This window comes from Kitasatospora sp. NPDC059795 (genome assembly GCF_042732175.1).
Classification (GTDB): domain Bacteria; phylum Actinomycetota; class Actinomycetes; order Streptomycetales; family Streptomycetaceae; genus Kitasatospora.
Genome location: NZ_JBHWID010000025.1, coordinates 46,750 through 72,068, shown reverse-complemented (window position 1 = coordinate 72,068; position 25,319 = coordinate 46,750). Strand labels below are relative to the sequence as shown.

The window sequence follows — 25,319 nt, the reverse complement described above, 5'->3', positions numbered from 1 at the left end:
GGTTACATTCCGAACCCGGAAGCTAAGCCTCACAGCGCCGATGGTACTGCAGGGGGGACCCTGTGGGAGAGTAGGACGCCGCCGAACAATCATTCAGGGAAAGCCCCCCGCCTCACGGCGGGGGGCTTTTTCGCATTCCCGGAAGCGGTCACCACCGGTCGGGGTGGAGTTAAGTCCACCTGAAAGACGGGTGGCACGGCCAATGTGCCGGCCGGGGGGTCGGAGAGAGACTGAGAGCGTTCTTGGGGACGGCGATCAACTCTCGGGGAGTAGGCCTTGGCGACGACAGCATGGTTCGACGGTGGGGCCGCCAGGTCCATTGCGGGGGAGCGCCTGCGGGCGGGGGCGCGGGCCTGCGGGCAGGGCCTGGTGATGGCGGTGGCGGCAGCTGCGGGGCCGGTGGTGCCGGTGTTGGCGGCGGTGTTCACGGCGTTGGTGGCGGTTCAGCTGTTCGACGGGGGAGCACTGGCGCCGTTCGTGGCGGCGCCGAGTGCGATCGCGGTGGGGGCGTCGGCGCTGTACCTGCTCGCGCGGCATGGTGCGGCGTGGACGCGGCAACGCGTGGAGCGGATGTCGGGGGATGCCTGGCCTGTGGTGTATTCGACGCGCGAGGCGTTGGAGCAGGACGCGCGAGGGTTCTGGTGGACGGGGGTGTCGTACCATCGCCGGCTGGGGGTGGCGCGGCTGGTGCAGCTCGTGCAGTGGGCAGTGCGGGATCGGCAGGTGCGGCGGGAGGGGCTGTGGCTGTTGGCGAACCCGGCGGGCGTGGTGGCGCTGCTGGGTGTACCGATGTTCCTGGTGTGGGGCGGATTGATGTTCGGGCTGACCGGGCAGGTGGACCGCCGGCAGTTCTTCGGGATTTACAACCACCCGATGAACCTGCTGATCTCGGCGCTGATCGGCGGGGCCATGGTGGTGGTCGGGCTGCTGGCGATGCCGAGGGCGGTGCGGGCGCACCACGAGCTGGCGTGCCGGGTGCTGGGTGGAGCGCCGAAGGAGAGCCGGGCCCAACTGACCGAGCGGGTCGCGCATCTGACGGAGACCCGGGCCGACGCGGTGGACGCCCAGGCGGCGGAGTTGCGACGGATCGAGCGGGATCTGCACGACGGGGCACAGGCGCGGCTGGTGGCGATCGGGCTGACGCTGGGGACGATCGAGCACCTGATGACGAGCGACCAGACGGCAGCCCGGGAGCTGCTGGCCGAGGCGCGCGAGTCCTCGGCGAAGGCGCTGCAGGAGCTGCGGGATCTGGTCCGTGGCATTCATCCGCCGGTACTGGCGGAGCGCGGCCTGCCGGACGCGGTACGGGAGTTGGCGTTGACGGCGGTGGTGCCGACGGAGGTGACGGTGAGCCTGCCGGGCCGGCCGGAGGCGTCGTTGGAGACGGCGGTGTACTTCAGCGTGAGTGAGCTGCTGGCGAATGCGGCGAAGCACGCGCGGGCCCGGCAGGTGTGGGTGGACGTGCTGTACCGGGCGGGCCGGCTGCGGGTGGTGGTGACGGACGACGGGCACGGGGGTGCGCGGATGGAGACCGGCGGTGGGTTGCGGGGGATCGAGAAGAGGTTGGGTACGTTCGACGGAGTGATCTCGCTCGAGAGTCCTGTGGGCGGGCCGACCACCATCACCATGGAGCTGCCGTGCGCGTTGTCCTCGCCGAGGATCTCTACCTCCTTCGCCAAGGCCTGACACGGCTGTTGGAGGTCCACGGGTTCACCATCGCGGCGGCCGTGGAGACCGGGCCCGACCTGCTGGAGGCGCTGCTGTCGGAGCGGCCGGACGTCGCGGTGGTGGACGTCCGGCTGCCGCCGACGCTGACGGACGAGGGGCTGCAGGCGGCGTTGGCGGCGCGTCGGGAGATACCGGGCCTGCCGGTACTGGTGCTGTCCCAGCACGTGCAGCAGTTGTACGCGCGGGAGTTGTTGGCGGACGGCACCGGCGGGGTGGGTTACCTGCTGAAGGACCGGGTGTTCAACGCGGACCAGTTCGTGGACGCGGTGCGCCGGGTGGCGGCCGGCGGGACGGCGATGGACCCGGACGTGATCGGCCGGCTGCTGCAGCACAACGCGGGATCGGAGCCCTTGCAGCGGCTGTCGCCGCGGGAGCGGGAGGTGCTCGGCCTGATGGCGGAGGGCTGCTCGAACTCGGCGATCGGCGCGCGGCTGACGATCAGTGACGGGGCGGTGGCCAAGCACATCGCCAACATCTTCGGGAAGTTGGGGCTTGCGCCGACGGAGGACGGCAACCGCCGGGTGCTGGCAGTGCTGGCGTACCTGAACGGCGCGACGGAGCGGCCGGCCGCCGGGTAGCGCCCGGCGGAGAGGTGTGTGCGGTGGTGTGGACCAGTGGAGGAGTGGTGCCGGTCCGGCCTGCCGACAGGAGTGAACGCCCGTACGAGTAGTATCCGGTGGGCCGAGTCTGTCAACGGCGCATCAGTACCGCGGTGTCCCGCGGCCGTGCGCCCCGGGCGGGGACGTGTACTCGGCGGCTACAGGTCCTACGGCAGCTGCCGAGTCCCAGGGGTTGATCATTCGAATGGCACGTCCTTCCCTTACCCGCGCGCACCGGGCTCTGCTGGGTGTGGTGGCCGTCGGCGCGTGTGTCATCTCGGGCATCGGTTTCGCAGGCTCGTACAACTCGGTGCGGGACCTCGCGCTGGACAAGGGCTTCGGCACCTTCGCCTACGCCTTTCCGATAGGCGTCGACGCGGGCATCGTGGTGCTGCTCTCGCTGGACCTGGTGCTGACCTGGCTGCGGATCCCGTTCCCGCTGCTGCGGCAGACGGCATGGCTGCTGACGTTGGCGACGATCACGTTCAACGCGGCGGCGTCCTGGGGCGACCCGCTGGGCATGGCGATGCACGCGGTCATCCCGGTGCTGTTCGTGGTGGTGGTCGAGGCCTCGCGGCACGCGGTGGGACGGATCGCGGCGATCACCGCCGACCGGCACATGGAGTCGGTGCGGCTGATGCGCTGGGTGCTGTCGCCGGTGCCGACGTTCCGGCTGTGGCGGCGGATGAAGCTGTGGGAGCTGCGGTCGTACGACGAGACGGTGCGGCTGGAGCAGAACCGGCTGGTGTACCGCGCGCAGCTGCGGTTCCGGTACGGGCGCGGCTGGCGGCGGTCGGCGCCGTTCCAGGCACTGCTGCCGCTGAAGCTCGCGAAGTACGGCGTGCCGCTCGACCCGACGGTGCTGGACCGGATCGACGGCCCGCTCCAGGGGCACGGTGGCGCGGCGATCGAGGCCGAGGAGACGGTGCAGGCGGAGCGGTCGGCCCCGGCGGCCGGTCAGGTGACGCAGGGTCAGCCGGCGGCGCTCGGCGCGTCGGCGCCCGCCCAGGGGCCGGCCGCAGCCGGGCCCGCCCCGCAGCCCCAGCAGGCTCAGGCCCAGCAGGCTCAGCCTCAGCAGCCCCAGGCCCAGCAGGCCCAGGCGCAACAGCTCCAGGCGCAGCAGCAGTCGGCGGTGCCGCCGGTGTCGGCGGCGGTCGCGGTGCCGACGCTGGCGAAGCTGGCCGCGGTGCGGCTGCGGGACCAGCAGGACCCGGAGGGCGCGCAGGCCGCCCCGGTGGTGGATCAGACGTCGGACCTCAACGTGTGGACGGCGCGCCCGGTGCGCTCGCACGTGGCAGAGGCAGACCAGGTGCACACCGCGCGGGTGCCGGGCCAGGCCTCGCCGTGGTTCAAGGCCCCTCGTCCGCAGGACGAGGAGGCGGCGGACCGTCCGCAGTCGGGGTACCAGCCGGCCGACGGGTACCCGGCGCACGCGGACCAGCAGTTCGCCGAGCAGCAGTTCGCGGAGCAGGGCTACGCCGAGCAGGCCTACCCGGAGCACGGCGGCTACCCGGAGGGCTACCGCCCGGCCGGGCCGGAGCAGCAGCGGGTGCAGGCCAACGGGCACGGCCCGGCCCGGCCGCAGGGTCCGCACGGACCGCAGGCCGCCCCGCAGCCCGTGCCAGTGCCGGTGCCGGTCGACCCGAGCGGCCGCCCGATGGCGCAGGACCAGCAGGTCGAGCCGATCCGGCTGGGCGGCCGGCCGCTGCGGCTGGACGCGATGATGGAGGCGGAGACGCCGCCCTTCGCGGAGGGCACCGAGGGCGCGGAGGGGGCGCCGGCGCGCCGCCCGTTCGCGGGCGGGGCGGAGCCGCTGAACGCGGACGAGTGCTTCGACGCGCTGGTCAGCTACATGGAGGAGAACCAGCGCCACCCGGACGAGCGCCGCTTCGCCGAGTACCTGTCGCAGCGCGGCGTCCCGGGCTCCCGCCAGGACGGCGGGGTGGCCGTCAAGGACGTCGAGAAGATCTGGGACCAGCTCCAGGAGCGGTACATGGAGTCGGGCCGGGAGTGACCGCCTCCGCGCGGTGACCGCCCCCGCTCGGCCCTGACGCCGCCCCAACTCCTGGACACGCCAGGCCTCGTGGCCGTCCTCCGGTTCTCCGGTGGGCGGCCATTGACGCTTTCGCGGGGCCGCACTACGGTCACCGGACCGTTCCGTCGTGGCCGCACGGTGAGTGGAGGAGCCCCGGATGTCGCACCCCGTCCCCGCCCGCGCCGGAGCCGGCCGGCCCGTCTCGTTCTCGGACGCCGCCCGGGCCGCCGTGGAGGCACTGTTGACACCGGTGGACGCCGAACTGACGCGCCGCTACCCGGGTGAGCGGCCCGCCCGGCAGCCGGTGCACACCGTGTACGTGCCGGCCGACGCGTACGGGGCGCACACCGTCCGCGAGTGGGGCGCGCGGGCGCTCGCCGTGTTCGACGAGCACGCCGGGACGCCCGCGCGGCTGGCCCGGGCGCTCGGCGTGCCCGACGACGCGCTGCTGGCGGACGTGCACGCCCGGGTACGGGCCAAGCTGGCGCGCGAGCCGATTGAGGACCTGCGGATCGACTTCGAGGACGGCTACGGCCCGCGCCCCGACGCGGAGGAGGACGCCGAGGCGGTGCGGGCCGCGAAACTGGTGGCCGCGGCGGCGGCCGAGGGCACCGGGCCGCCGTACATCGGCATCCGGGCCAAGTGCCTGGAGGCCGCCGTCCGGGCCCGCGGCATCCGCACCCTGGAGGTTTTCCTCGGCACCCTGCTGGCCGAGGGCGGCCTGCCCGACGGACTGCTGCTCACCCTGCCGAAGGTCAGCCACCCCGGGCAGGTCGCCGCGTTGGCACGGCTGTTGGCGGACTTCGAGCGGCGGGCCGGGCTGCCCGACGGGCGGCTCGGGTTCGAGATCCAGATCGAGACCACCCAGGCCGTCCTCGGCCCGGACGGCCGGGCCACCGTCGCGCTGCTGATCGACGCCGCCGAGGGCCGGGCCGTCGGACTGCACTACGGCACCTTCGACTACAGCGCCGCGTGCGGCGTCGGCGCGGCCCAGCAGAGCCCGGACCACCCGGTCGCCGACCACGCCAAGGCCGTCATGCAGGTTGCCGCGGCCGGCACCGGCGTCCGGCTCTCCGACGGCTCCACCAACGTGATCCCCACCGGCCCCGCCGAGCAGGTGCACGCCGCCTGGCGGCTGCACCACGGCCTGGTCCGGCGCGCGCTGGCCCGCGCCTACTACCAGGGCTGGGACCTGCACCCGGCCCAGCTGCCCACCCGCTACGCCGCGGTGTACGCATTCCACCGCGAGGGCCTGGACGCCGCCTGCGCGCGGCTCACCGCATACCTCGCCAAGTCTGGCGGCGCGGTGCTGGACGAGCCGGCCACCGCCCGCGCCCTCGGTGGCCAGCTGCTGCGCGGCCTGGACTGCGGCGCCCTCGACCCCGCCGAGGTCACCGCCCGCACCGGCCTGGACCGCGCCGCCCTGCACGCCCTGGCCGGCCGCTGAGCAGGCACGGCCCGCAGCCTCGCGAAGACAGGCCCTAGGCTGGGCGGCAAGGCCGGTGGCCGCTGTTCGCGGCGGTGCCGGATGGAGAGCGACAGCGGAGAACACCAGCGTCATGGCCGAGCCCAGCCCGAAGCCGTACCTGACCGTCCGGGGCGATGGCAGCCACGAGTTGGAGATCAAGAAGTCCCGGTTCATCTGCCACCTGGCCCGGGTCGCGGACGAGGACGCGGCGCAGGCGTTCATCGCGGCGATCCGCAAGCAGTACTGGGACGCCCGGCACAACTGCACGGCGTTCGTGGTCGGGGAGGAGCAGCCGCGCGAGCGGTCCAGCGACGACGGGGAGCCGGCCGGGACGGCGGGCGTGCCGATGCTGGAGGTGCTGCGGCGGCGCGGGGTGACCGACACGGTCGCGGTGGTGACGCGGTACTTCGGCGGCATCAAGTTGGGCGCGGGCGGGCTGGTCCGGGCGTACGGGACGGCGGTGTCGGAGGCGCTGGACGAGATCGGGCTGCTGGAGCGCCGCCCGGTCGCGCTGCTGTCGGTGGCCGTGGACCACACCCGGGCCGGGCGGCTGGAGAACGACGTCCGGGCGGCCGGGTACGCGGTGGCCGGGTTGGAGTACCTCGCGGACGGGGTGCGGATCGAAGTGGGCGTCCCCGAGCCGGAGGTGACGGAGTTCCACACCTGGCTGGCCGAGGCGACCGGCGGTTCGGCGACCGCCGAGCCCGCCGGTCGGACCTTCGTCGAGGTCGACGTCTGAGGACCCGCCGGGTGGGCGGTCGAGGCCGGAACAGCAGCCGGTTTTCGGCCAATTTCCGGTGCGGACAAGGCGTTCGGGCACGCTGCATCAACTGCGGGCGGGCGGGTAGCAGAGGCCGCGCGAGGCGAGTTCCGGTTGCCGACCGATGACACTCGAACGAAGGAACCACGGCCGGAGAAGGAACTTTCACTCCCGTTCGTTTCGTCTCCTGGACAGGACACCGCGATTCGGCACGGCCCGGAAGGAGGACTCGCAGACCGCAGCACCGCACCTCGGGAGGTTCCGCGTATGCCCACCGACCAAGCCCAGCCGCCCTATCGGCTGACGGCCGCGACACCACGCCCGCACCACGACACGACCGCCCTCGTCGACCACCTGCTCGCCGCCTGGCTGAAGGCGGAGGGTTATGACGAGCCCCCGCCCCGCGACGCCGGGGCCCCGCCGGAGCGACTACGGCTCGGCGACCGGGTGCTGCTGGACCGCGACGACGGCCCGCTGCCCGGCCGCGCCCCCGGAGCCCGCTACAGCCGCCGCCGACTGCGCACCCCCGCTCCGCACGGCACCGACCAACTGACCCTCACCCTCGCCTCCGAGGACGCCGACGGCCCGACCCGGCTGCGCGTCGAGGCCGAACACCTGCCCGCCGGGCCCACGCCGACCGGCCACGGCCGGGTCCCCGTCCCGGAACTCGTCCGCCGCCTGCTGCCGCTGCTGGACGCCACCGAGGGCCCGGTGCCGCTGCCGGTCGCCGCACGGGCGCTCGGGCCCGCCGAGCTGGACGACCTGATCGACGAACTGTGCGACCCGGAACGGCAGTTGCCGACCGTGGTGGCCAGCGTCCCGCCCGCCGTGCCGATCGAGGAGTGGCAGGAGACGGTCCTCGGCCCGCTGCTGCGCCAACTCCCGGGCCTGGCCTCGATGTACGTGCTCGGGCACGCCGCGCTGCCGCGGTTCAACCTGGCCCTCGAATACCACAAAGTGTACGGCGGCGCGGTCCGCACCTTCCTGCCCGACGTCGACCCGGCGTCCCGCACCGACGCCGCCCGGCACCCCGTCCTGCCGCGCGGCCGGATCGACGAGAACCTGCGCCGCGCCGCCGCGCTGCTGGCCCGCGAACCGCGCCGGGTGGCCGCCGAACTCGCGCTGCCCGCGCCGCTGGACGCGGTGCCGCAGCTGTGGCTGCCGCCCGAGGCCCGCAAGGCCCCCGAGCGCCCCGCGCACCCGGCGGTCCGGCTGGAACGCTGCCGGCTGCGGATCGAGCAGCCCCGCCCGCCGCGCCGCCCCCGGTGCGGCACCGGCCCGGGCAGCTTCGGCGAACTCGTCGACCGCTTCGGCGAGTTCCCGCTGCTGGAGTTCACCGGCGACAGCAAGGAGACGCTCGCCCTGGATGGCCAGGCGGACGGCCCCGGTTGGGCCCGGCTCACCTGGGACGGGCTGACGGCGCTCCAGGAGTACGCGGACGCCGCCGTGCGCGGCGAGGCCGGCGGCGACTTCAAGCAGTGGTGCGAGCACACCCCGCCCGGCTGCCACCGCTTCCCGCCGCGCAAGGCGGTCCGCGGCGAGTCCCGCACCGTCGCCAGCCACGGCAAGTGGAAGCGCCAGCGGATGCTGCCCGTCCCCGCCGTCGTGGACTCCTCCTGCCGCGCGTTCATGGGCGCGCACCTGCGGATCGGCGGCGGCGGCACCGCGCCCCGGGTGCACTACCTGGACGACTGTTCCGGCAGTGGCCGGATCTACGTCGGCTACATCGGACTGCACCTGACCAACACCCGCACCAACTGACCGCCGCACCCGCACCGGATCCCCGGGGCCGACCCCACGTCGGCCCCGCTCGGGGTGCGGCGCGGCCGATCCTGTGTCAACGGTCGGCCAAACCACGGAGGTTGGCTGACCCGGAGCGTTCGGCGGGGGACAATGCTGATCGGGCCCCGCCGACGGCGGCCCTCCGACGTGCGCCGGACGAGCAGGGGGAACGACCGCCGATGCAGCATCCATCCGAGGGCCGCGCCGACGGCGCCGCCACGGTGCTCCAACCCGGGTTCCTCGCCTCGCTGTTCCGCGAGCTCGGCGCCGACGAGGACGAGCCGCCCGCCGCGCACGAGCCCTCGGCCGGGCAGGAGCTCCCGGCCGCGTACGACCCGCCCGCCGCGCACCGCCCGGAGCCCGCCCCCGTCGTGCCCCCGCCGCCCGCCGCACCACCCACCGTGCCGCCTGCCGCACCGCCTGCCGCACCGCCCGCACCCGCTGCGGCCGCCGCTGTCGTCGACGACCCGGTGACCGCGCACGGCCGGGCCGCCGCGCTCACCCACCACCGCAGCCTCGCCGTGCAGGCCGACCACGAACGCCTCGCCGACCTGCTGCGCCGCGCCGCCCAGCCGGTCTCCGCGATGGACTTCGAGAGCCAGCTGCGCAGCTACCGCCCCAAGCCGTATCCGGACGCGGCCCCGGAGGCCGAACTCGAGCCCGCCTGGGCCGACTTCGCCCCGACCGAGCCCGCCGAGACCGACCCCGACCAGCCCCGTTCGCGCCGCCTGCTCGACTCCGGCTACCAGCGCGAACTCGCCCAGGCCCGGCTGCTCCACCAGCGCGCGCTGCGCGAGTGGCGCACCCGGCAGGCCGACCTCGCGGACAACGGAGCGCTCGCCGCCCGGCAGGCCCACGAGGAGGCCGAACTGGCCCGGGCCCGCGCCGTGCAGGAGTACAACGACAGCCTGGAGCAGTGCCGCCGCGCCTACCGGCAGGCCGAACCGGCCGCCGTCGAGTCGCTGCTGGAACGCGCCCTGGCCGCCGCCGAGGGCTCCACCCGGGACCTGCCCGCCCCGTGCCACGCGGTGTTCCGGGCGCTGACCCGCACCGCCGTCCTCGACCTCGACCTGCCGCCGCTGGACACCGTCCCCGCGCTGTCCGGCTACCGGCTCGGCGAGGACGGCAGCGTCGAACCGGTCCGCCGCCCCGACGCCGACGTCCGCGCCGACTACCTGCGGCTCGCCGCCCGCCTCGCCCTGCGCGCCCTGCAGGCCGCCGACGCCGTCGACACCGACGACGTGCTGGCCGGCGTCGTGCTGAACGGCTGGCTGCGGGAGCCCGGCCGCCCCCCGCGCTGCCTGCTCAGCGTCGACGCCGACCGCGACGCGCTGGCCCGCACCCGGCTGGTCCCCGACTCGGGGCACCTCGGCGACGACGGCGTGTACGCGGACGCCGAGCACGACGAGTCGCTGCTGCGGCTGCGCGCGCTGGCCGCCGTGATCACCCCCGACCCGTACGCGGACGAGGCGGTGGTGCCGTGGGGCACCGCCGAGGCCGCGGTGCCCGCGCTCGGCGAACTCTCGCCCGGCGAATTCGCCCTGCTGGTCAGGGCGGTGCTCACCGCCGGCGGCCTGGAGGACTGGAGCGTGCGGCTGCGCGGCCCGGCCGGACTGGTCGCCACCGCCGAGGGGCAGCCCGGCAGCCGGCTGCCCGGACGCTGGGTGGTGTGGGCCTCCCGCGGGCCCGCGCCCGTCGCCGTCGAGGAGATCGCCACGCTGTCCGAGGCCGTCCGCGAGGAGGGCGCCGACCGCGGCCTGCGGATGACCTGCGGCCAGTTCGCCGACGAGGCGATCGACCTGACCGCCGAGGAACGCCACCAGCGGATCCACCTGGTCGACGGCCAGGGCATCCGCGAACTCGCCCTCACCCACCTGGAGCTTCCCCTCACCGTCTGACGGTCCGTCGGAAACCCGGCGGGTCCCGTCCGGCCTTCTGTCGTTCCGCCGTTCGAGGTGTCAGGCTTGGGCCGTGGAGAACGGACACCTCGGCCGCCGGTTCGACCGGCGCCCCGCCGAGCACGCAGAACGGCGCGCCGTCGAGCAGGAGCGCGAACGGGCGATGGCCGAGATGTACGCCGAGTGCGGCCTGCTGCGCGAACTCGCCGACGCCGTCGGGATCCAACTCGACGACACCGTCGACTCGTTGACGGCACTCGACCAGCTGCTGCCGCGCTGGCGCGACGACCCGCAGGTCTCCCGCCGGCTGGGCACCGACGCCGGCCTGTACCTCGGCACGGTGATCCGCCGCCGGATCCCCGGCTCGACCTGGCGGCTCGCCGCCGACGGCCGCCCGCTGATGGTGCTGGCCACCGGCTTCGAGCTCGACGTCACGGCCCTCGGCGCCGACTGGGCCGAGCAGGGCGCCCCGCAGCTCGCCGCCGTCTACCGGGCCGCCGGGGACGGCTGACCGGCCCGCCCATCGATTGATGGCGCGTCACCCCGACGCATCACCCCGCTGCGTCACCCCGCCGCGTCACCCCGACGGGTCGGCCGGGCGGCGCGGCGGGGGAGCGGCCAGCACAGTGGGCTCCAGGGCCCGGCACCGTCCGGCCCGGGCCGGACGACTGGGCAGCCGTGGGCAGCGGTCCGCACAGCCGTCCGGCCCCTGGCGCGAGTCGGGGGAGGCCGAAACTGACCGCCGTGCTGGTCGCCGCGGGCGCCTTCCTGATGACCCTGATCGGCGGATTCGTCGCGCAGCGCACCGGCGACCGCCGCCACCTGGTGCTCGGCTTCGCCGCCGGACTGATGCTCGGCGTGGTCGCCTTCGACCTGCTCCCCGAGGCGATGGAACAGGCCCCCGAGAAGCTCCACGGCGTGCCCGAGGCGCTGCTGATGTTCGCCGCCGGGTTCCTGCTGATCCACGTGGTCGAACGGGCCGTCGCCATCCACCGCGGCCACGAGGGCGAGTACGCCGCGCACAGCCACACCCACGGACACGGCCACGGACCCGGACACCGGCACCGCGAACAGGGCGTCGGGCTGGCCGCCGCGTCCGCGCTGGTGCTGCACAGCGTGATGGACGGCTTCGCGATCGGCGCCGCGTTCCAGGCCGGCGCCACCGTCGGCACGGTGGTCGCCATCGCCGTCGTCGCGCACGACTTCGCCGACGGCTTCAACACCTACACGCTCACCCGGCTGTACGGGAACAACCGGCGGCGGGCGGTCGCGCTGCTGCTCGCCGACGCCGTCGCGCCCGTCACCGGCGCCGCGATCACGCTGCTGTTCGCCATCCCCGACCACCTGCTCGGGCTGTACCTCGGGTTCTTCGGCGGCTTCCTGATGTACCTGGCGACCTCCGACATCCTGCCGGAGGCGCACAGCCCGCACCCCTCGCGCTCCACCCTGGTCTGCACCCTGGTGGGCGTCGGGTTCATGTGGCTGGTGGTCGGGCTGGCCTGACGCCCGTCGCCCGCTCAGAGGGCGAGGGCGTCCCAGTGGCGGCGCAGCGCGTCCAGGGTGACGGTGACGGCCGGACGGCGGGAGGTGCGGGTGCGCCACAGGGCGTGCACCCGGCGGACCGGCTGCGGGGTGACCGGGCGGGCGGCGACCTGCGGGGGCAGCGGGCCGCGGGCCAGCCGGGGGACCAGGCCGAGGCCGAGACCGGCCGCGATCAGCGCGATCTGGGACTCGAACTCGCCGACCTGGTAGCGGACGTCGGGCTCCTCGCCGAGTTCGCGCATGGTGTGCAGCAGCCAGTCGTGGCAGATGTTGCCCGGCGGCACGCTGGTCCAGCGCTGCCCGCGCAGCTCCGCCATCGGGACGGAGTTCAACGCGGCCAGCGGATGGTCGGAGGGCATCAGCAGGTCGACCGGGTCGGTGCCGAGGTCGAGCCGGTCCAGGCCCTCCTGTACCGGCAGCGGCACGGACGCCCAGTCCTGCACCACCGCCAGGTCCACCTCGCCGCGGGCCACCAGCTCGGCCGCCGGGTACGGGTCGCTCTCCAGCAGCCGGACGTCCAACTCGGGGTGCCCGACCCGGAGATCGGCGAGCACGGCGGGCAGCAGGCCGCGCGAGGCGGTGGCGAACGCGGCGACCAGCAGCCGCCCGGTGGCCCGGCCGCGCTGCTCCTCCAGCGTCACCTCGGCCTGCTCGACCAGCGCCAGCACCTGCTGTGCGGTGTCCGCCAACCCGCGTGCGGCGTCGGTGAGTTGGACGCCTCGGCCCTGGCGCTCCAGCAGCACCGTGCGGGTCTCGCGTTCGAGCTTGGCGATCTGCTGGGAGATCGCGGAGGGGGTGAAGCCGAGCGCCGCGGCGGCGCCGCCGACCGAGCCGTGCACGGCGACCGCGTGCAGAGCGCGGAGGCGTCCCAGATCCATCATGCAGCAATGCTAAACGGTGGTGTTGAGACACTGTCGCTGGTGCTGAACAGTCGGTGTGGGTGATGCTCTGACCATGCCGTCCTCCCCCTCCCCTTCCATGGTGCCGCGCCACGTCGCGCTGGCCGTCGTGATCGCCGCCCTGTGGGGCCTGAACTTCGTCCTGATCGAGGTCGGCCTGCACGACTTCCCGCCGCTGCTGTTCTGTGCGCTGCGCTTCGCCGTGGTGGCGCTGCCCGCGGTGTTCTTCATCGGCCCGCCCCGGGTGGCGTGGCGCTGGGTGCTCGCCGTCGGGGTGGTGCTCGGGGTGGTGAAGTTTGGGCTGCTGTTCCTCGGCATGCACGCCGGCATGCCGGCCGGCCTCTCCTCGCTGGTGCTGCAGGGCCAGGCCGGGTTCACCGCGCTGTTCGCCGCCGGCCTGCTGCGCGAACGCCCGGCCCCGCTGCGGATGGCCGGCCTCGGGGTGGCCTTCGTCGGCATCGCGCTGGCCGCCCTCGACCACGGCGTGCACGGCCCGGTCGGGGCGTTCGCGCTGGTCATCGCCGCGGCCGTGGCCTGGGGCCTGGCCAACGTGCTGACCCGGAAGGCCGCCCCGCCGGACGCGCTGCGCTGGATGGTCTGGGTCTCCGCGGTGCCGCCGCTGCCGCTGCTCGGCCTGTCCCTGCTGGTCGAGGGCCCCAGCGAGGACTGGGCCGCGCTGCGCGGCATCACCTGGGGCGGCGCCGGCGTGGTGCTGTACGTCGGGCTGATCTCCACACTGTTCGGCTTCGTCGCCTGGAGCCACCTGCTGAGCCGCTACGACGCCTCGGCGGTCGCCCCGTACTCGCTGCTGGTGCCGATGTTCGGGATGTCCTCGGCGGCGCTGCTGCTCGGCGAGCGGTTCAGCCTGACGGCGGGCGCGGCGACGGTGCTGGTGGTCGCCGGGATCGGGCTGGGCGCGGTGCCCGCTACGGCCTGGGCTCGGTTTCGTACGCCTCTTCGGCGTGCCGCAGCGCCCGCAGCAGGGCGTCCTGCTCGGCAGGGCTGACCGGGGCGAAGTACTGCTGGGCGACCTCGTGCCGGACCTGGGAGATCCGCTCCAGCGCGCCGTGCCCGGCGGCGGTCAGCACCAGGCGCACCGCCCGGCGGTCGGCCGGGTCGGGGGTGCGGGCGACCAGGCCGGCCTCCTCCAGGGCGTCGACCACGGTGGTCGCCGAGCGCGGCGCGATGTGCAGGCGCTCGGCGAGTTCGCTCAGCCGCATGGTCTCGACGCTCTCGCAGCCGGGAGCGTGCGCGAGGGTGCGCAGGGCCCGGGCCTGGGCGGGGGTGATGTCGTACGGCTCCAGCCGCTGCATGGTCCGTCGGCGGATCCGCTTCATCGCCCGGGTGAGGGCGTCGGCGAGTTCCGCGGCGGTGTCGGCCGGGCCGGGGGAGGTCATGGGCACAGGGTAGCGGTCGGCCCGCCGGCGGTCGGCGGGCCGATCGGGACGCCGGGAAATATGTTGAGCTTGGCTCAGTATTCAAGTAGCTTAGGGCAGCCTAAGTCGCTCGTGCTTCCGAGGAGTCCCGCCATGCCCCGCTCCACCGCCCGCGTCGCCACCGACCGCCCCGGCCGCTACGCCAAGCAGCTCGCCGCCCACATGGGCCGCAAGGTCCCCGCCGAATGGTCCGAGGAGACCGGCCGCGGCACCCTCGCCTTCAAGGCCGGACAGGCCGAACTCACCGCCGAGGAGGGCGCGCTGCTGCTCGCCGTCGAGGGCGCCGCGGAGGACCTCGCCCAGCTGGAGGATGTGGTCGGCCGCCACCTGGTCCGCTTCGGCAGCCGCGACGAACTGGTCGTCGCCTGGCAGCGGGACGGCGGCGAGCCCGGCACCGTCCAGCGCCTGACCGGCGAAGAGGCCTGACCTCAGCCCTGCCGCAGTGGCGGCATCGGCACCGGCGCCGAGAACGCCGTCGCGCCCGCGCCGACGCCGCCCGCGCAGCCGTTCGGCGGCACCGTGGTCACGCCCCGGGTGGAGGGCTTCTCGGCCGCCCAGAACATGAAGCCCAGCAGGCCCGCACTGGCGCCCGCGCCGTTCGGTGCGGCGTTCTGCACCCAGCTGCCGGTGGCGCTCTGCACCGAATTGGCGAAGCTCGTGCACTCCGGCCGCACCTGCGAGCCCTCCGCGATGTACAGGCTGCCGGTGAACTTGGCCGGCGCCAGCGGCGGGATCGGCGGGCTGTAGGTCGGCTTGCCGTCCAGGTGCTCCTGCCAGTTGGCGATCGCGGTGGACGCCGAGGGCTGCTTGTTGGGCACCATCGCGTTGGCGTAGTCCAGCACCGGGTTCGCGGTGGTCAGCCAGTGCGCGGTCGCGTACTGGTCGATGCCGCTCAGCCAGCGGTCGCCGGCCGCGACGTCGATGGTCGGCCGGGCGGTCGGGTCGGCGCCCGAGGTGTCGTACGGGTGGGCGGCCCGGTAGGCGTCCACGAAGGCCTGCAGGCCCGTCAGGTTCGGGCTGCTGCTGTTCTCGTAGTCGATCTCGATGCCGACCCCGAGCTTCGACGCCAGCGTCGCGGCCTTCTGGCCGAGCAGCGTGCCGTTCCGGGCCGGCGCGGAGTCCCAGTCGCCCGTGTAGGTGATGCCGCCGATGGAGAGCATCACCCGGACGCCGCGGGCCGTGAAGTAGTCCACCACCTGCTGGTTCATGCCCACCGGCACTCCGGCGGCGTCCCCCGCGTCGGTGGTGCCGTCCAGCAGCCGCAGCGGGTTGACGAAGCTCAGCACCACCACGTTCACCGAGGGACGGCCGTCGCCCCGGTCGATCAGCCAGTGATTGGCGGCGTCGAAGTCCGCCATGTCCCGGACCTTCGCCCAGGTGCAGGCGTCGTTGCTGCAGTGCCAGGCACCGTAGACCTGCATCGGGGCGGCCGCCGCCGCCGCGCTCGGCGCCGGAAGCGCCGTCACCGCCAGGGCGAGCAGCGAGGCCGCCGCCGAGAGGCGCGTCATGGGCATGACCGGGGAACGCACATTCGCCTCCCGGCGATCGCGTGCGGAGGGGTGGGGAACAGGGTGCGCACGGGCCGGGGGCGCGTCAATGGCCCGGACGGCGCGGCAAATTGACGGTACGTCAGGTGTCGGCGCGGTCGGGCAGCAGGCGCGGGAGGAGGCGGCGCAGGCCGAGCAGCAGCAGTCCCGAGAGGCACCAGCTGGCGACCACGTCCAGCAGCCAGTGGAAGTCGCTCCACACCAGCCCGAAGCCCACCCCCAGGCAGAGGGCCGCGGCGGCCCACCCGACCTGCCGGGCCCGCGCGGGCTCCAGCACCCGGGACAGCAGCAGCGCCGCCGTCCCGTACGCGATCGCCGAGGTCGCGGTGTGGCCCGACGGGTACCAGCCCCACTGGTCCGCGGCCAGCGGCACGTCGAACGGGCCCGGCCGGGCGAACCAGGCCTTGGCCGGCACCACCAGCAGCGGGATCAGCACCGACGCGGCCACCGCCACCGGCACCGGCGTCCACCAGCGCGGCCGACCGTCACGCCGGGCCAGCCAGGCCGCCAGCCCCGCGCAGCCCAGCAGCACCGGCACGGCCGGCACCCCGCCGCCCAGGTCGGACAGCGCCACGCCCAGGTGGTTCAGCAGTGTGGAGTGCAGCGAGCGGCGGACCTGCCGCACCGCGTCGCGCACCGCCGGGTCGATCCCCAGCAGCGGGCCGTCCACCGCCACCTGCCAGGAGATCACCACCAGCAGCACCGCGAGTGTCATGGGCAGGACAGCAAAAGTCGGCCGCCCCGGAGCAGGGGGGAGAGCTCCGGGGCGGCCAAGGCGATCGCCGCACCGTGCGGCCCGGGGGGTGTGGGCGGGACGGCCGGTCGATCGGTCCAATGCGTCCGCCTCGACGGCGGACGGTGAGGTGGGCAGTGGTTGAGGTTCGCTGTCCATCTGTGATGACAGTACGTCAAAGCCGAGGCGCGCCAACGGCCGACGGGCTTTCGTGCACAGCATCTTCACCACCGGCGGGGCAACCTCCACCCGGGTCGAACAGCCCAGGTCGAACACCTTGGGTCGAACAGCGGAACGCGCGGGGGCCGGACGGGATCCGCTTCCGTCCGGCCCCCGCGCCGCTCAGGGGGTACTGCCCGGTGCTCAGACGCCCGCGAAGGCCGTCTCCAGGATGTCCAGGCCCTCGACCAGCAGGTGCTCCGGCATCACCAGCGGCGGCAGGAAGCGCAGCACGTTGCCGTAGGTGCCGGCGGTCAGCACGACCAGGCCCTCGGCGTGGCAGGCCTTCGCGATGGCCGCGGTGGCCTCCGCGTTCGGCTCCTTGCCGCCCGGCTTCACCAGCTCGACGGCGATCATCGCGCCGCGACCGCGGACCTCACCGATGATCTCGAACTTCTCCTGCATCGCCCGCAGGCGGCCCAGCATGATCTCGCCGATGCGCTGCGCCTTGCCGTTGAGGTCCTGCTCCTTCATGGTCTCGATGGCGCCCAGCGCGGCCGCACAGGCCACCGGGTTGCCACCGTAGGTGCCACCCAGACCACCGGTCTGCGCGGCGTCCATGATCTCGGCGCGGCCGGTCAGCGCCGACAGCGGCAGACCGCCGGCGATGCCCTTGGCGGTGGTGATCAGGTCCGGGACGATGCCCTCGTCCTCGCACGCGAACCACTGGCCGGTGCGGCAGAAGCCGGTCTGGATCTCGTCCGCGACGAAGACGATGCCGTTGTCCTTCGCGAACTCCACGATCGCCGGCAGGAAGCCCTTGGCCGGCTCGATGAAGCCGCCCTCGCCCTGGATCGGCTCGATGATGATCGCGGCGACGTTCTCGGCGCCGATCTGCTTGTTGATCGCCTCGATGGCCTGCTTGGCGGCCTCGGTCGCGGCGTTCTCCGCGCCCGTCAGCCAGCGGTACGGGTAGGCCACCGGCACGCGGTAGACCTCGGGGGCGAACGGGCCGAAGCCCTGCTTGTACGGCATGTTCTTCGCCGTCAGCGCCAGGGTCAGGTTGGTGCGGCCGTGGTAGCCGTGGTCGAAGACCACGATCGCCTGGCGCTTGGTGTAGGCGCGGGCGATCTTCACCGCGTTCTCGACGGCCTCGGAGCCCGAGTTGAACAGCGCGGTCTTCTTCGCGTGGTCGCCCGGGGTCAGCTCGTTCAGCTGCTCCGCAACCGCGACGTAACCCTCGTACGGGGTCACCATGAAGCAGGTGTGGGTGAACGCGGCCAGCTGCTCGGTGGTCTTCTCCACCACGGCCTCGGCGCTGTTGCCCACGTTGGTGACGGCGATGCCCGAACCGAAGTCGATCAGGCGGTTGCCGTCCACGTCCTCCAGCACGCCACCGTTGGCGCGCGAAATGTACACCGGCAGCGTGGTGCCCACGCCCGCGGCCACCGCGCCGAGCTTGCGCGACTGCAGCTCCTGCGACTTCGGGCCGGGGATCGCGGTGACCAGGCGGCGCTCCTGCGGGAGCGGCGTTGCAGCGCTCATCGTGTGTTCTCCAAATTCTCAAGGCGCGGTAAGCGCAGGCTACGACCGGCCCTGTTCGGGGGGCATGCGCCACTCGGTACTGCTGCGCTGTACGAATTGTCCGGCGCGGCCAGTGGCCGAAGATCGGCTCCCGCCCCCGGGCCCTCCACTACATTGGCCCCGGGTGTGTCGGTGGGACGGCGGAGCGGGTATGGCACCGCCGGCAACGTAGGAGGGGCCCCGAAGTGGAACTGAACGACGCGCGAACCCAGCACCCCCACCTTCCCCCACCCCGCAACCCCTTCCACCTCCCCACCTGGGTCACCGCCCCCCGCCCCCAGGCCCCGCCCGGCGTCTACCGGCAGCACCACGTGCCGTACGACCCGAAGAAGGCGGGGGGTGGGGATGTTGCTGTGGGGCCGCTGTTGTTGCGGGCGGCGCTCAATCTGGTGGTGGCCGCGGTCCTCTATCCCTATGTGGTGGAGCTGGAGGTCTTCCTGATCCAGGCGGTCGGACTCGGCCAGCAGCTCACCAGCGCGCTTGCCAACCCGCTCGCCCTGCTCCTCGGCGCGGTCGCCGCAGTCCTGCTGATCTGGGTGTTCGGCCGCATGGGCCGCTGGCGCGAAGTCGGCCGACGCTTCCTGCTGCCGCTCGTGTCGCAGACCGTCACCGATGTCCCGCCCGAGCCCGAGGCGGTGCCCGTGGTGGATGTGTGGGCCGAGTTGCGGCCGGTCGGGGAGGTGGTGCGGCGGCTGGAGGGTGAGGCGGTCGGGGATGTGGACTATGTGCGGCTGCACCAGGCGTGGCGGAGTGTCGGGGTCGATGCGGCGGGCCGGCAGGAGTTCGCCGTGCAGGTGGGAAGCCGTGGCGCGGCTGCCTGCGCGCACCCCTCGGAGCAGCGCGACCTGCCCGGCGGGAGACGCGCCCGGCACGACCTGATGGTGCGGCAGGTGCGGTTGGGCGTCGCGCAGGACGTGCCGAAGAACCCGGCCACCCATCGCCAGGCGGGCTTCGCGCTGGACCCGGCGCTGCTCGGCACCTCGCTGCTCGCGGTGGGCCCGGCCGGCACGGGCAAGACCGCGGCGCTGGCCCGCCCGGTGGCGGAGGCGCTGTGCCTGCAGGCGCTGGCGGGTGCGGCCTGCGCGGTGGTGGTCGGCGCGGCCGACTCGGACCTCGGCCCGGACGACTGGTACGACGTGGTGATCGCCCCCGGCGATCCGTCCGCCCCGTACGGACTGGACCTGTACGGTGCGGCGCCGAACCCGGACGAGGCGGCGGCGCGGTTGGCGGACGCGCTGCTGCCGGACGAGTTGGCGTCGCGCGCGGAGAGTGCGCGGACGTCGATGCAGCAGGTGGTCGGGCCGTTCCGGGCGGCGTACGGCCGCTACCCGGGGGTGCGGGAGCTGCGCGGGCTGCTGTCCGGCGACCGGGACGGGTGGGCGGAGCTCGCGGAGCAGTTGCAGAAGTCGGGTCGGCGGCCGGAGTTCGAGGCGGATCTGCAGCAGCGCGAGCGGATGCACGGCCGGGTGGACGACCCGGGCGCGCTGCTCGCCGACCGGCTGGCGCTGCTGGACCGTCCCGCGCTCGCCGCCGGCTTCTCCGGCGGTCCGGGCGCCAAACCGGCGTTCGCGATGCGGGCGCTGGAGCACCCGCTGCGGGTGCGGGTGAAGCTGCCCGAGCGGGCGCACCCGGAGGCCGCGCGGATGCTGTCGCGGCTGCTGCTGGGCCAGTTCACCCAGGCCGCCGCCGACCGCGGCGACCGCGAGCTGTTCGCCGGCCTGGTGCTGGACGACGCCACCGCCGCCGTGGACGCGCAGACGATCCGCGGCATTCAGCGGCTGCGAGGCGTCAACGCGGGCGTGGTACTGCTGCTGCGCACGCTGTCCGACCTGCCGGAGGCGCTGCGGGCGCCGCTGTTCGGCGCGGTCGGCAACCGGATGGCCTTCCCGGGCATCGCGCCCTGGGACGGCCGGCTGTTCTCCGAGGCCTGGGGCACCCACCTGGTCCGGGAGACCGCCGTCACCCACACCCCGGACACCTCCGGCGGCACGGTGCGCCGGGCCGGCCGGCTGGTGCGCAAGGCGCTGTCCGGCACCACGGCGCAGACCGAGTCGGTCACCACCCGGGACGTCGAGCGGCACCGCTGGTCGCCGTCCGACCTGGCGCACGCGCTGCCGTCCGGGCACGCGGTGATCTCGCTGACCTCGGTGACGGGGGAGCAGGTGCCGCCGCTGCTGGTCGACCTCCGCAGTTAGGGCCTGTCCGGCCGATCTTGCCGGGCGCGCGACGCCGGATCATCCCGCCTGGACGCACCGGCCAACCATCCAAGTACACCCAGTACGAGGACGTTTCGCCGGCACGCCCAGCCGGGCACCCGACGCCGCGCGCTGATCCGACAAGATCGACCGGACAGGCCCTGGGGCCTGTCCGGCCTCCGGAGGTGGCGGCGGCGGGTCGCGGAGCGGTCAGCGTTGGGTCACGGAAGGTACGGACCGGCGGATTTCGGCATCCCGGGTTGTCCGGAGCGTCCATAATGGGAGGAGAACCCTCACTCGCCCGGATCGCAACGGCGCGACCAGGTCGAACCACCGAAGGTGCCATGCCCCCCACACTCGCCTCCGTCGTCCGTACCAGCACGCTCCATTTGACGGTCCTGGCCGGCGCGGACCACCTGGAACGCCCGGTCCGCTGGGTGCACACCAGCGAGCTGGACGATCCCACTCCCTTCCTCGAGGGCGGCGAGCTGCTCCTCACCACCGGCATCAAGCTGGGCAAGAGCGCCGCCAGGCTGCAGGCCTACGTGCACCGGCTGGCGGACGCCGGCGTGGTCGGGCTCGGGCTGGGGGTCGGCCTGTCGCACACCGAGGTGCCGCAGGCGCTGGTGGACGCGGCCGCGCAGCGCGGGCTGCCGCTGCTGCGGGTGCCCGAGGCGACGCCGTTCATCGCGATCTCCAAGGCGGTCTCCGCGGCGCTGGCCGCCGAGCAGTACGAGGCCGTCACCACCAGTTTCGAGGCGCAGGAGGAGCTGACCCGGGCCGCGCTCGGCAAGGACGGCACCACCGCGATCGTGCGTCGGCTGGCCGCCCGGCTGGGCGGCTGGGCGGCGCTGTACGACGGTTCGGGTGCGCTGTCCGCGGTCGCCCCGGACTGGGCCGCCCGGCGGGCCGGCCGGCTGGCCGCCGAGGTGGACCGGCTGCGCCGCCGCCCCGCGCCGTCCAGCGCCGCGCTGCAGGGTCGGGCCGGCACCATCGACACCGCCGACGAGGACTACGTGGTGGTGCAGTCGCTGGGTGCGGACCGCCGCCCGCGCGGCTTCCTCGCGGTCGGCACCGAGGACCGCATCACCCCGACCGAGCGGTACGTGCTGAACGCCGCCGTCGCGCTGCTCACCCTGACCCTGGAGCGCTCCCGGGAGCTGCGGCAGGCCGAGGAGAAGATGGGCGCTGCGCTGCTGCGGATGGTGCTGGCCGGTGAGGTCGGCACCGCGCGGCAGGTCGCGTCGGGGCTGTTCGGCGGCCTGCCCGAGGGCACCGTCCGGGTGCTGGTGGCCGCCGCCGGCCCCGGCCCGGAGGCGGCCGAGGCGCTCGGCGAGCTCGGCGACCGCGTCGAGCAGGCCGGCGGCAAGGTCGGCGAGAAGCTGCTGGTCGCCCGCGAGGACGGCGCGCACGGGCCGCGCCTGACGGTGCTCGCCATCGACAACGGCTCGGTGCACCGGGCCTGCCTGGGCGCGGTCGAGGAGCACGAGGGCCTGGCGCTCGGCGTCTCCGCCCCGGCCGCGCTGGAGGACGCCGGCACCGCGCAGGCCCAGGCCGAGCGCGCCCTCGCGGTCGCCCAGCGCGGCGGCCGCCGCACCGTCGACCACGAGGAGGTCGGCGCGGGCTCGCTGCTGCCGCTGCTCGGCGAGGAGGCCGTCACCGCGTTCGCCGAGGGCCTGCTGCGCCCGCTGCGCGACCACGACCGCACCGCCCGCGGCGACCTGGTGGCCTCGTTGCGGGCCTGGCTGTCCCGGCACGGGCAGTGGGACGCGGCCGCCGCCGACCTCGGCGTGCACCGGCACACGCTGCGGTACCGGATGCGGCGGGTCGAGGAGCTGCTGGGCCGCTCGCTGGACGACACGGACGTCCGGATGGAGCTGTGGCTGGCGCTGCGGGCGGGCGAGGACTGAGCCCCGCCCCGGACGGCCCTGTCCTGTCCGTAGTAATCGAACGGGTGCTTTCCACCCGTCCGTCCAATCGGAAAGCCGTCCCCCTCCCCCTACCGTGAATGGGAAAGCGAAGTCTTCGAGGGAAGGGGCCGGTGCGACCGTGACCACCACGTACGAGTTCTGGTTGGCCGGGCAGCGCGCGAGCGGTGAGACGGACTTCGAGGTCCGCCACCCGCACGACAACAGCCTGGTGGCGAAGGTCAGTGTGCCGACCGACGCGCAGGTCGAGGAGGCCGTCGCGGCCGCCGCCGCCGCTGTTCCGGTGTTCGCCGCGACCCCGGCGCACGTGCGCGCCGCCGCGCTGGACCACGTCGCCAAGCGGCTGACCGAGCGCACCGAGGAGATCGCCCAGCTGATCACCGCCGAGAACGGCAAGCCGATCAAGTGGGCGCGCGGCGAGATGGGCCGTGCCGTGTCGGTGTTCCGCTGGGCCGCCGAGGAGGCCCGCCGCACCAACGGCGAGACCATGCGTCTGGACACCGACCCGGGCGGCACCGGCCGCTACGCGCTGGTGCGCCGCTTCCCGCGCGGCGTCGTGCTGGGCATCGCGCCGTTCAACTTCCCGCTGAACCTGGTGGCCCACAAGCTGGCCCCGGCGATCGCGGTCGGCGCGCCGATCATCCTGAAGCCCGCCCCGGCCACCCCGCTCTCCGCCATGGTGCTGGGCGAGATCCTGGCCGAGACGGACCTGCCAGTGGGCTCCTGGAGCATCCTGCCGGTCGAGAACGCCAAGATGCCCGCGCTGGTGCAGGACAAGCGCCTGCCGGTGATCTCCTTCACCGGTTCGGACAAGGTCGGCTACCAGATCATGGACTCGGTGCCGCGCAAGCACGTCACCCTGGAGCTCGGCGGCAACGCCGCGGCCGTGGTGCTGGCGGACTGGAGCTCCGAGGCGGACCTCGACTGGGCCGCCAGCCGGATCGCGCTGTTCGCGAACTACCAGGGCGGCCAGTCCTGCATCTCGGTGCAGCGGGTGATCGCCGACGCGACCGTCTACGACCGCCTGGTCGAGAAGGTCGTCGCCAAGGTGCAGGCGCAGGTCACCGGTGACCCGCGGGACGCGGCCACCGACGTGGGCCCGCTGGTGGACGAGAACGCCGCCAAGCGCGTCGAGTCCTGGATCGAGGACGCCGTCGCCAAGGGCGCCAAGCTGCTCACCGGCGGCAAGCGGGACGGCGCGGCCGTCGAGCCGACCGTGCTCGCCGAGATGCCGGCGGACGCCATCCTGGCCACCTGCGAGGTGTTCGGCCCGGTGCTGTCGCTGCACAAGGTGTCCTCCACCGAGGAGGCCTTCGCGATGGTCAACGACTCCGACTTCGGCCTGCAGGCCGGCGTCTTCACGCACGACGTGCAGACCGCCTTCCGCGCCCACCGCGAGCTGGAGGTCGGCGGCGTGGTCATCGGCGACGCGCCGTCCTACCGCGCCGACCAGATGCCGTACGGCGGCGTGAAGGACTCCGGCGTGGGCCGCGAGGGCGTCCGCTACGCGATGGACGACTTCACCTTCGAGAAGGTCATGGTGCTGACCGGCCTCGACCTCTGATCGAGCCCGGACCCGACGCCCCGTCACCGCACCAGCGGCGGCGGGGCGTCGGCCTGCCTCGACACCCTGCGGGCGGATGAGCACGGCCAGCCGCCTGCGGGGGAGTTCTCGATCGGACTGCGCGGCGTCGCAGGCGTGTTCGAGTGGGTGGCCCCGGTCGACGGCGGGGCCGCCGGGAAGCTCCGGAGATGGCGGTGACCACCGCGCAGCACAGGCCACAATGGGGGGCATGAATTCGCTCGCCCACCCGCAGCTGCGCTTCACCCCGACCGTCGCCGACCCGGACGGGCCGCGGGAGTTGGTCATCCTCGGCTCCACCGGCTCGATCGGCACCCAGGCCATCGACGTGGTGCTCCGCCACCCGGACCGGTTCAGGGTGGTCGCGCTGTCCGCCGCCGGCGGCCGGGTGGAGCTGCTCGCCGAGCAGGCCGTCGCGCTGGGCGTGCACACCGTCGCGGTGGCCGACCCGGCCGCCGAGCGGCCGCTGCGCGAGGCGCTGGCCGCCAAGGCGCAGGGCGCCCCGCTGCCGCAGGTGCTGGCGGGCCCGGACGCGGCCACCGAGCTGGCCGCGACGGAGTGCCACTCGGTGCTGAACGGCATCACCGGCTCGATCGGCCTGGCGCCGACGCTGGCCGCGCTGCGGGCCGGCCGGGTGCTGGTGCTGGCGAACAAGGAGTCGCTGATCGTCGGCGGCCCGCTGGTGAAGGCCGTGGCGCAGCCCGGCCAGATCGTGCCGGTCGACTCCGAGCACGCCGCGCTGTTCCAGGCGCTGGCCGGCGGCACCCGCGCCGAGGTCCGCAAGCTGGTGGTGACGGCCAGCGGCGGCCCGTTCCGCAACCGCACCCGCGAGCAGCTGGCCGGCGTCACGCCGTCCGACGCGCTGGCGCACCCGACCTGGGCGATGGGCCCGGTGGTGACGATCAACTCGGCGACCCTGGTGAACAAGGGCCTGGAGGTGATCGAGGCGCACCTGCTGTACGACGTGCCCTTCGACCGGATCGAGGTGGTCGTCCATCCGCAGTCGGTCGTTCATTCGATGGTGGAATTCCTGGACGGCTCCACGCTCGCCCAGGCCAGCCCGCCGGACATGCGGATGCCGATCGCGCTCGGCCTCGGCTGGCCGGACCGGGTGCCGGACGCCGCCCCCGGCTGCGACTGGACCAAGGCCGCGACCTGGGAGTTCTTCCCGCTCGACAACGAGGCCTTCCCGGCCGTCGAGCTCGCCCGCGAGGTGGGTACGCTCGGCGGGACCGCCCCGGCGGTCTTCAACGCCGCCAATGAGGAATGTGTGGACGCTTTCCTGAAGGGCGCTCTGCCCTTCACCGGAATCGTGGACACTGTGGCGAAGGTGGTCGCCGAACACGGCGCCCCCCGGGCGGGAACTTCGCTCACGGTGGAGGACGTCCTCCACGCGGAGAGCTGGGCCCGGGCCCGGGCCCGCGAACTGGCGGCAGGCTGAGCG

At 74.2% G+C, this 25,319-nt stretch carries 20 protein-coding genes and 1 rRNA gene; 16 read left to right on the top strand and 5 right to left on the bottom strand.

The annotated features are described in order from the left end of the window. From rrf to ACFV4P_RS32980, 10 genes are all read left to right on the top strand, one after another. Positions 1-87: ribosomal RNA gene (rrf, locus tag ACFV4P_RS33025) — 5S ribosomal RNA — on the top strand; the annotation flags it as partial. Between the two features lie 285 nt (positions 88-372). Beyond that, a complete protein-coding gene (locus tag ACFV4P_RS33020) occupies positions 373-1,686 on the top strand; it encodes a sensor histidine kinase (protein ID WP_380477180.1) in 1,314 nt (437 codons plus the stop codon). Next, the gene (locus ACFV4P_RS33015) at positions 1,638-2,306 is read left to right on the top strand and encodes a response regulator (RefSeq protein ID WP_380477179.1); all 669 of its coding nucleotides are present in this window, start codon (positions 1,638-1,640) and stop codon (positions 2,304-2,306) included. The genes ACFV4P_RS33020 and ACFV4P_RS33015 overlap by 49 nt, the downstream gene beginning before the upstream one ends. A gap of 226 nt (positions 2,307-2,532) precedes the next feature. Next, positions 2,533-4,341: a DUF2637 domain-containing protein gene (locus ACFV4P_RS33010; RefSeq protein WP_380477178.1), complete on the top strand. Its 1,809-nt coding sequence runs from the start codon at positions 2,533-2,535 to the stop codon at positions 4,339-4,341. A 178-nt stretch (positions 4,342-4,519) separates the two neighbouring features. After that, positions 4,520-5,809 (top strand): DUF6986 family protein, encoded by a 1,290-nt coding sequence (locus ACFV4P_RS33005; protein ID WP_380477177.1) that lies wholly within the window; start codon positions 4,520-4,522, stop codon positions 5,807-5,809. 112 nt (positions 5,810-5,921) lie between these two features. Continuing rightward, positions 5,922-6,569: a YigZ family protein gene (locus tag ACFV4P_RS33000; RefSeq protein ID WP_380477176.1), complete on the top strand. Its 648-nt coding sequence runs from the start codon at positions 5,922-5,924 to the stop codon at positions 6,567-6,569. Between the two features lie 288 nt (positions 6,570-6,857). Beyond that, positions 6,858-8,351 carry a hypothetical protein gene (locus ACFV4P_RS32995; RefSeq protein ID WP_380477175.1) on the top strand — a complete coding sequence of 498 codons (1,494 nt, stop codon included), beginning with the start codon at positions 6,858-6,860 and terminating at the stop codon, positions 8,349-8,351. A 200-nt stretch (positions 8,352-8,551) separates the two neighbouring features. Next, on the top strand, positions 8,552-10,270 hold the full coding sequence (locus ACFV4P_RS32990) for a restriction endonuclease (protein ID WP_380477174.1): 1,719 nt from the start codon (positions 8,552-8,554) through the stop codon (positions 10,268-10,270). A 73-nt stretch (positions 10,271-10,343) separates the two neighbouring features. Further along, positions 10,344-10,781, top strand: coding sequence for a DUF6278 family protein (locus ACFV4P_RS32985; RefSeq protein ID WP_380477173.1), 438 nt, complete (start codon positions 10,344-10,346; stop codon positions 10,779-10,781). Positions 10,782-11,041: 260 nt separating this feature from the next. Then, positions 11,042-11,773, top strand: coding sequence for a ZIP family metal transporter (locus ACFV4P_RS32980; RefSeq protein WP_380477184.1), 732 nt, complete (start codon positions 11,042-11,044; stop codon positions 11,771-11,773). Between the two features lie 14 nt (positions 11,774-11,787). Here ACFV4P_RS32980 and ACFV4P_RS32975 read toward each other — a convergent pair whose 3' ends face one another. After that, the gene (locus tag ACFV4P_RS32975) at positions 11,788-12,693 is read right to left on the bottom strand and encodes a LysR family transcriptional regulator (RefSeq protein WP_380477172.1); all 906 of its coding nucleotides are present in this window, start codon (positions 12,691-12,693) and stop codon (positions 11,788-11,790) included. Between the two features lie 97 nt (positions 12,694-12,790). Between ACFV4P_RS32975 and ACFV4P_RS32970 the strand changes: the two genes are divergently transcribed. Further along, on the top strand, positions 12,791-13,717 hold the full coding sequence (locus ACFV4P_RS32970; RefSeq protein ID WP_380477183.1) for an EamA family transporter: 927 nt from the start codon (positions 12,791-12,793) through the stop codon (positions 13,715-13,717). Here the strand turns inward: ACFV4P_RS32970 and ACFV4P_RS32965 are convergent. Then, positions 13,638-14,108 (bottom strand): MarR family winged helix-turn-helix transcriptional regulator, encoded by a 471-nt coding sequence (locus ACFV4P_RS32965; RefSeq protein WP_380477171.1) that lies wholly within the window; start codon positions 14,106-14,108, stop codon positions 13,638-13,640. The genes ACFV4P_RS32970 and ACFV4P_RS32965 overlap by 80 nt on opposite strands. A 132-nt stretch (positions 14,109-14,240) precedes the next feature. Here ACFV4P_RS32965 and ACFV4P_RS32960 point away from each other — a divergent pair, with 132 nt between their 5' ends. Continuing rightward, complete coding sequence (locus ACFV4P_RS32960) at positions 14,241-14,573, top strand: DUF2218 domain-containing protein (protein ID WP_380477170.1); 333 nt, start codon at positions 14,241-14,243, stop codon at positions 14,571-14,573. Between the two features lie 2 nt (positions 14,574-14,575). On the opposite strand, the gene ACFV4P_RS32955 is transcribed toward ACFV4P_RS32960, so the two are convergent. The 3 genes from ACFV4P_RS32955 to gabT form a co-directional block, all read right to left on the bottom strand. Further along, positions 14,576-15,655, bottom strand: a complete 1,080-nt coding sequence (locus ACFV4P_RS32955) for a hypothetical protein (protein ID WP_380477169.1) — start codon at positions 15,653-15,655, stop codon at positions 14,576-14,578. A gap of 121 nt (positions 15,656-15,776) precedes the next feature. Next, entirely contained in the window at positions 15,777-16,409 is a 633-nt protein-coding gene (locus tag ACFV4P_RS32950) for a phosphatase PAP2 family protein (protein WP_380477168.1), read from the bottom strand. A gap of 381 nt (positions 16,410-16,790) precedes the next feature. Continuing rightward, on the bottom strand, positions 16,791-18,131 hold the full coding sequence (gene gabT, locus ACFV4P_RS32945; protein WP_380477167.1) for a 4-aminobutyrate--2-oxoglutarate transaminase: 1,341 nt from the start codon (positions 18,129-18,131) through the stop codon (positions 16,791-16,793). Between the two features lie 224 nt (positions 18,132-18,355). On the opposite strand from gabT, the gene ACFV4P_RS32940 reads away from it, so the two are divergent. The 4 genes from ACFV4P_RS32940 (at position 18,356) to dxr (ending at position 25,316) form a co-directional block, all read left to right on the top strand. Next, positions 18,356-20,365, top strand: a complete 2,010-nt coding sequence (locus ACFV4P_RS32940; RefSeq protein WP_380477166.1) for an ATP-binding protein — start codon at positions 18,356-18,358, stop codon at positions 20,363-20,365. 344 nt (positions 20,366-20,709) lie between these two features. Further along, positions 20,710-22,275 carry a PucR family transcriptional regulator gene (locus ACFV4P_RS32935; RefSeq protein ID WP_073818840.1) on the top strand — a complete coding sequence of 522 codons (1,566 nt, stop codon included), beginning with the start codon at positions 20,710-20,712 and terminating at the stop codon, positions 22,273-22,275. 139 nt (positions 22,276-22,414) lie between these two features. Next, on the top strand, positions 22,415-23,857 hold the full coding sequence (locus tag ACFV4P_RS32930) for an aldehyde dehydrogenase family protein (RefSeq protein WP_073818838.1): 1,443 nt from the start codon (positions 22,415-22,417) through the stop codon (positions 23,855-23,857). A gap of 229 nt (positions 23,858-24,086) precedes the next feature. Next, complete coding sequence (gene dxr / locus ACFV4P_RS32925) at positions 24,087-25,316, top strand: 1-deoxy-D-xylulose-5-phosphate reductoisomerase (RefSeq protein WP_380477165.1); 1,230 nt, start codon at positions 24,087-24,089, stop codon at positions 25,314-25,316. Positions 25,317-25,319 lie beyond the last annotated feature (3 nt).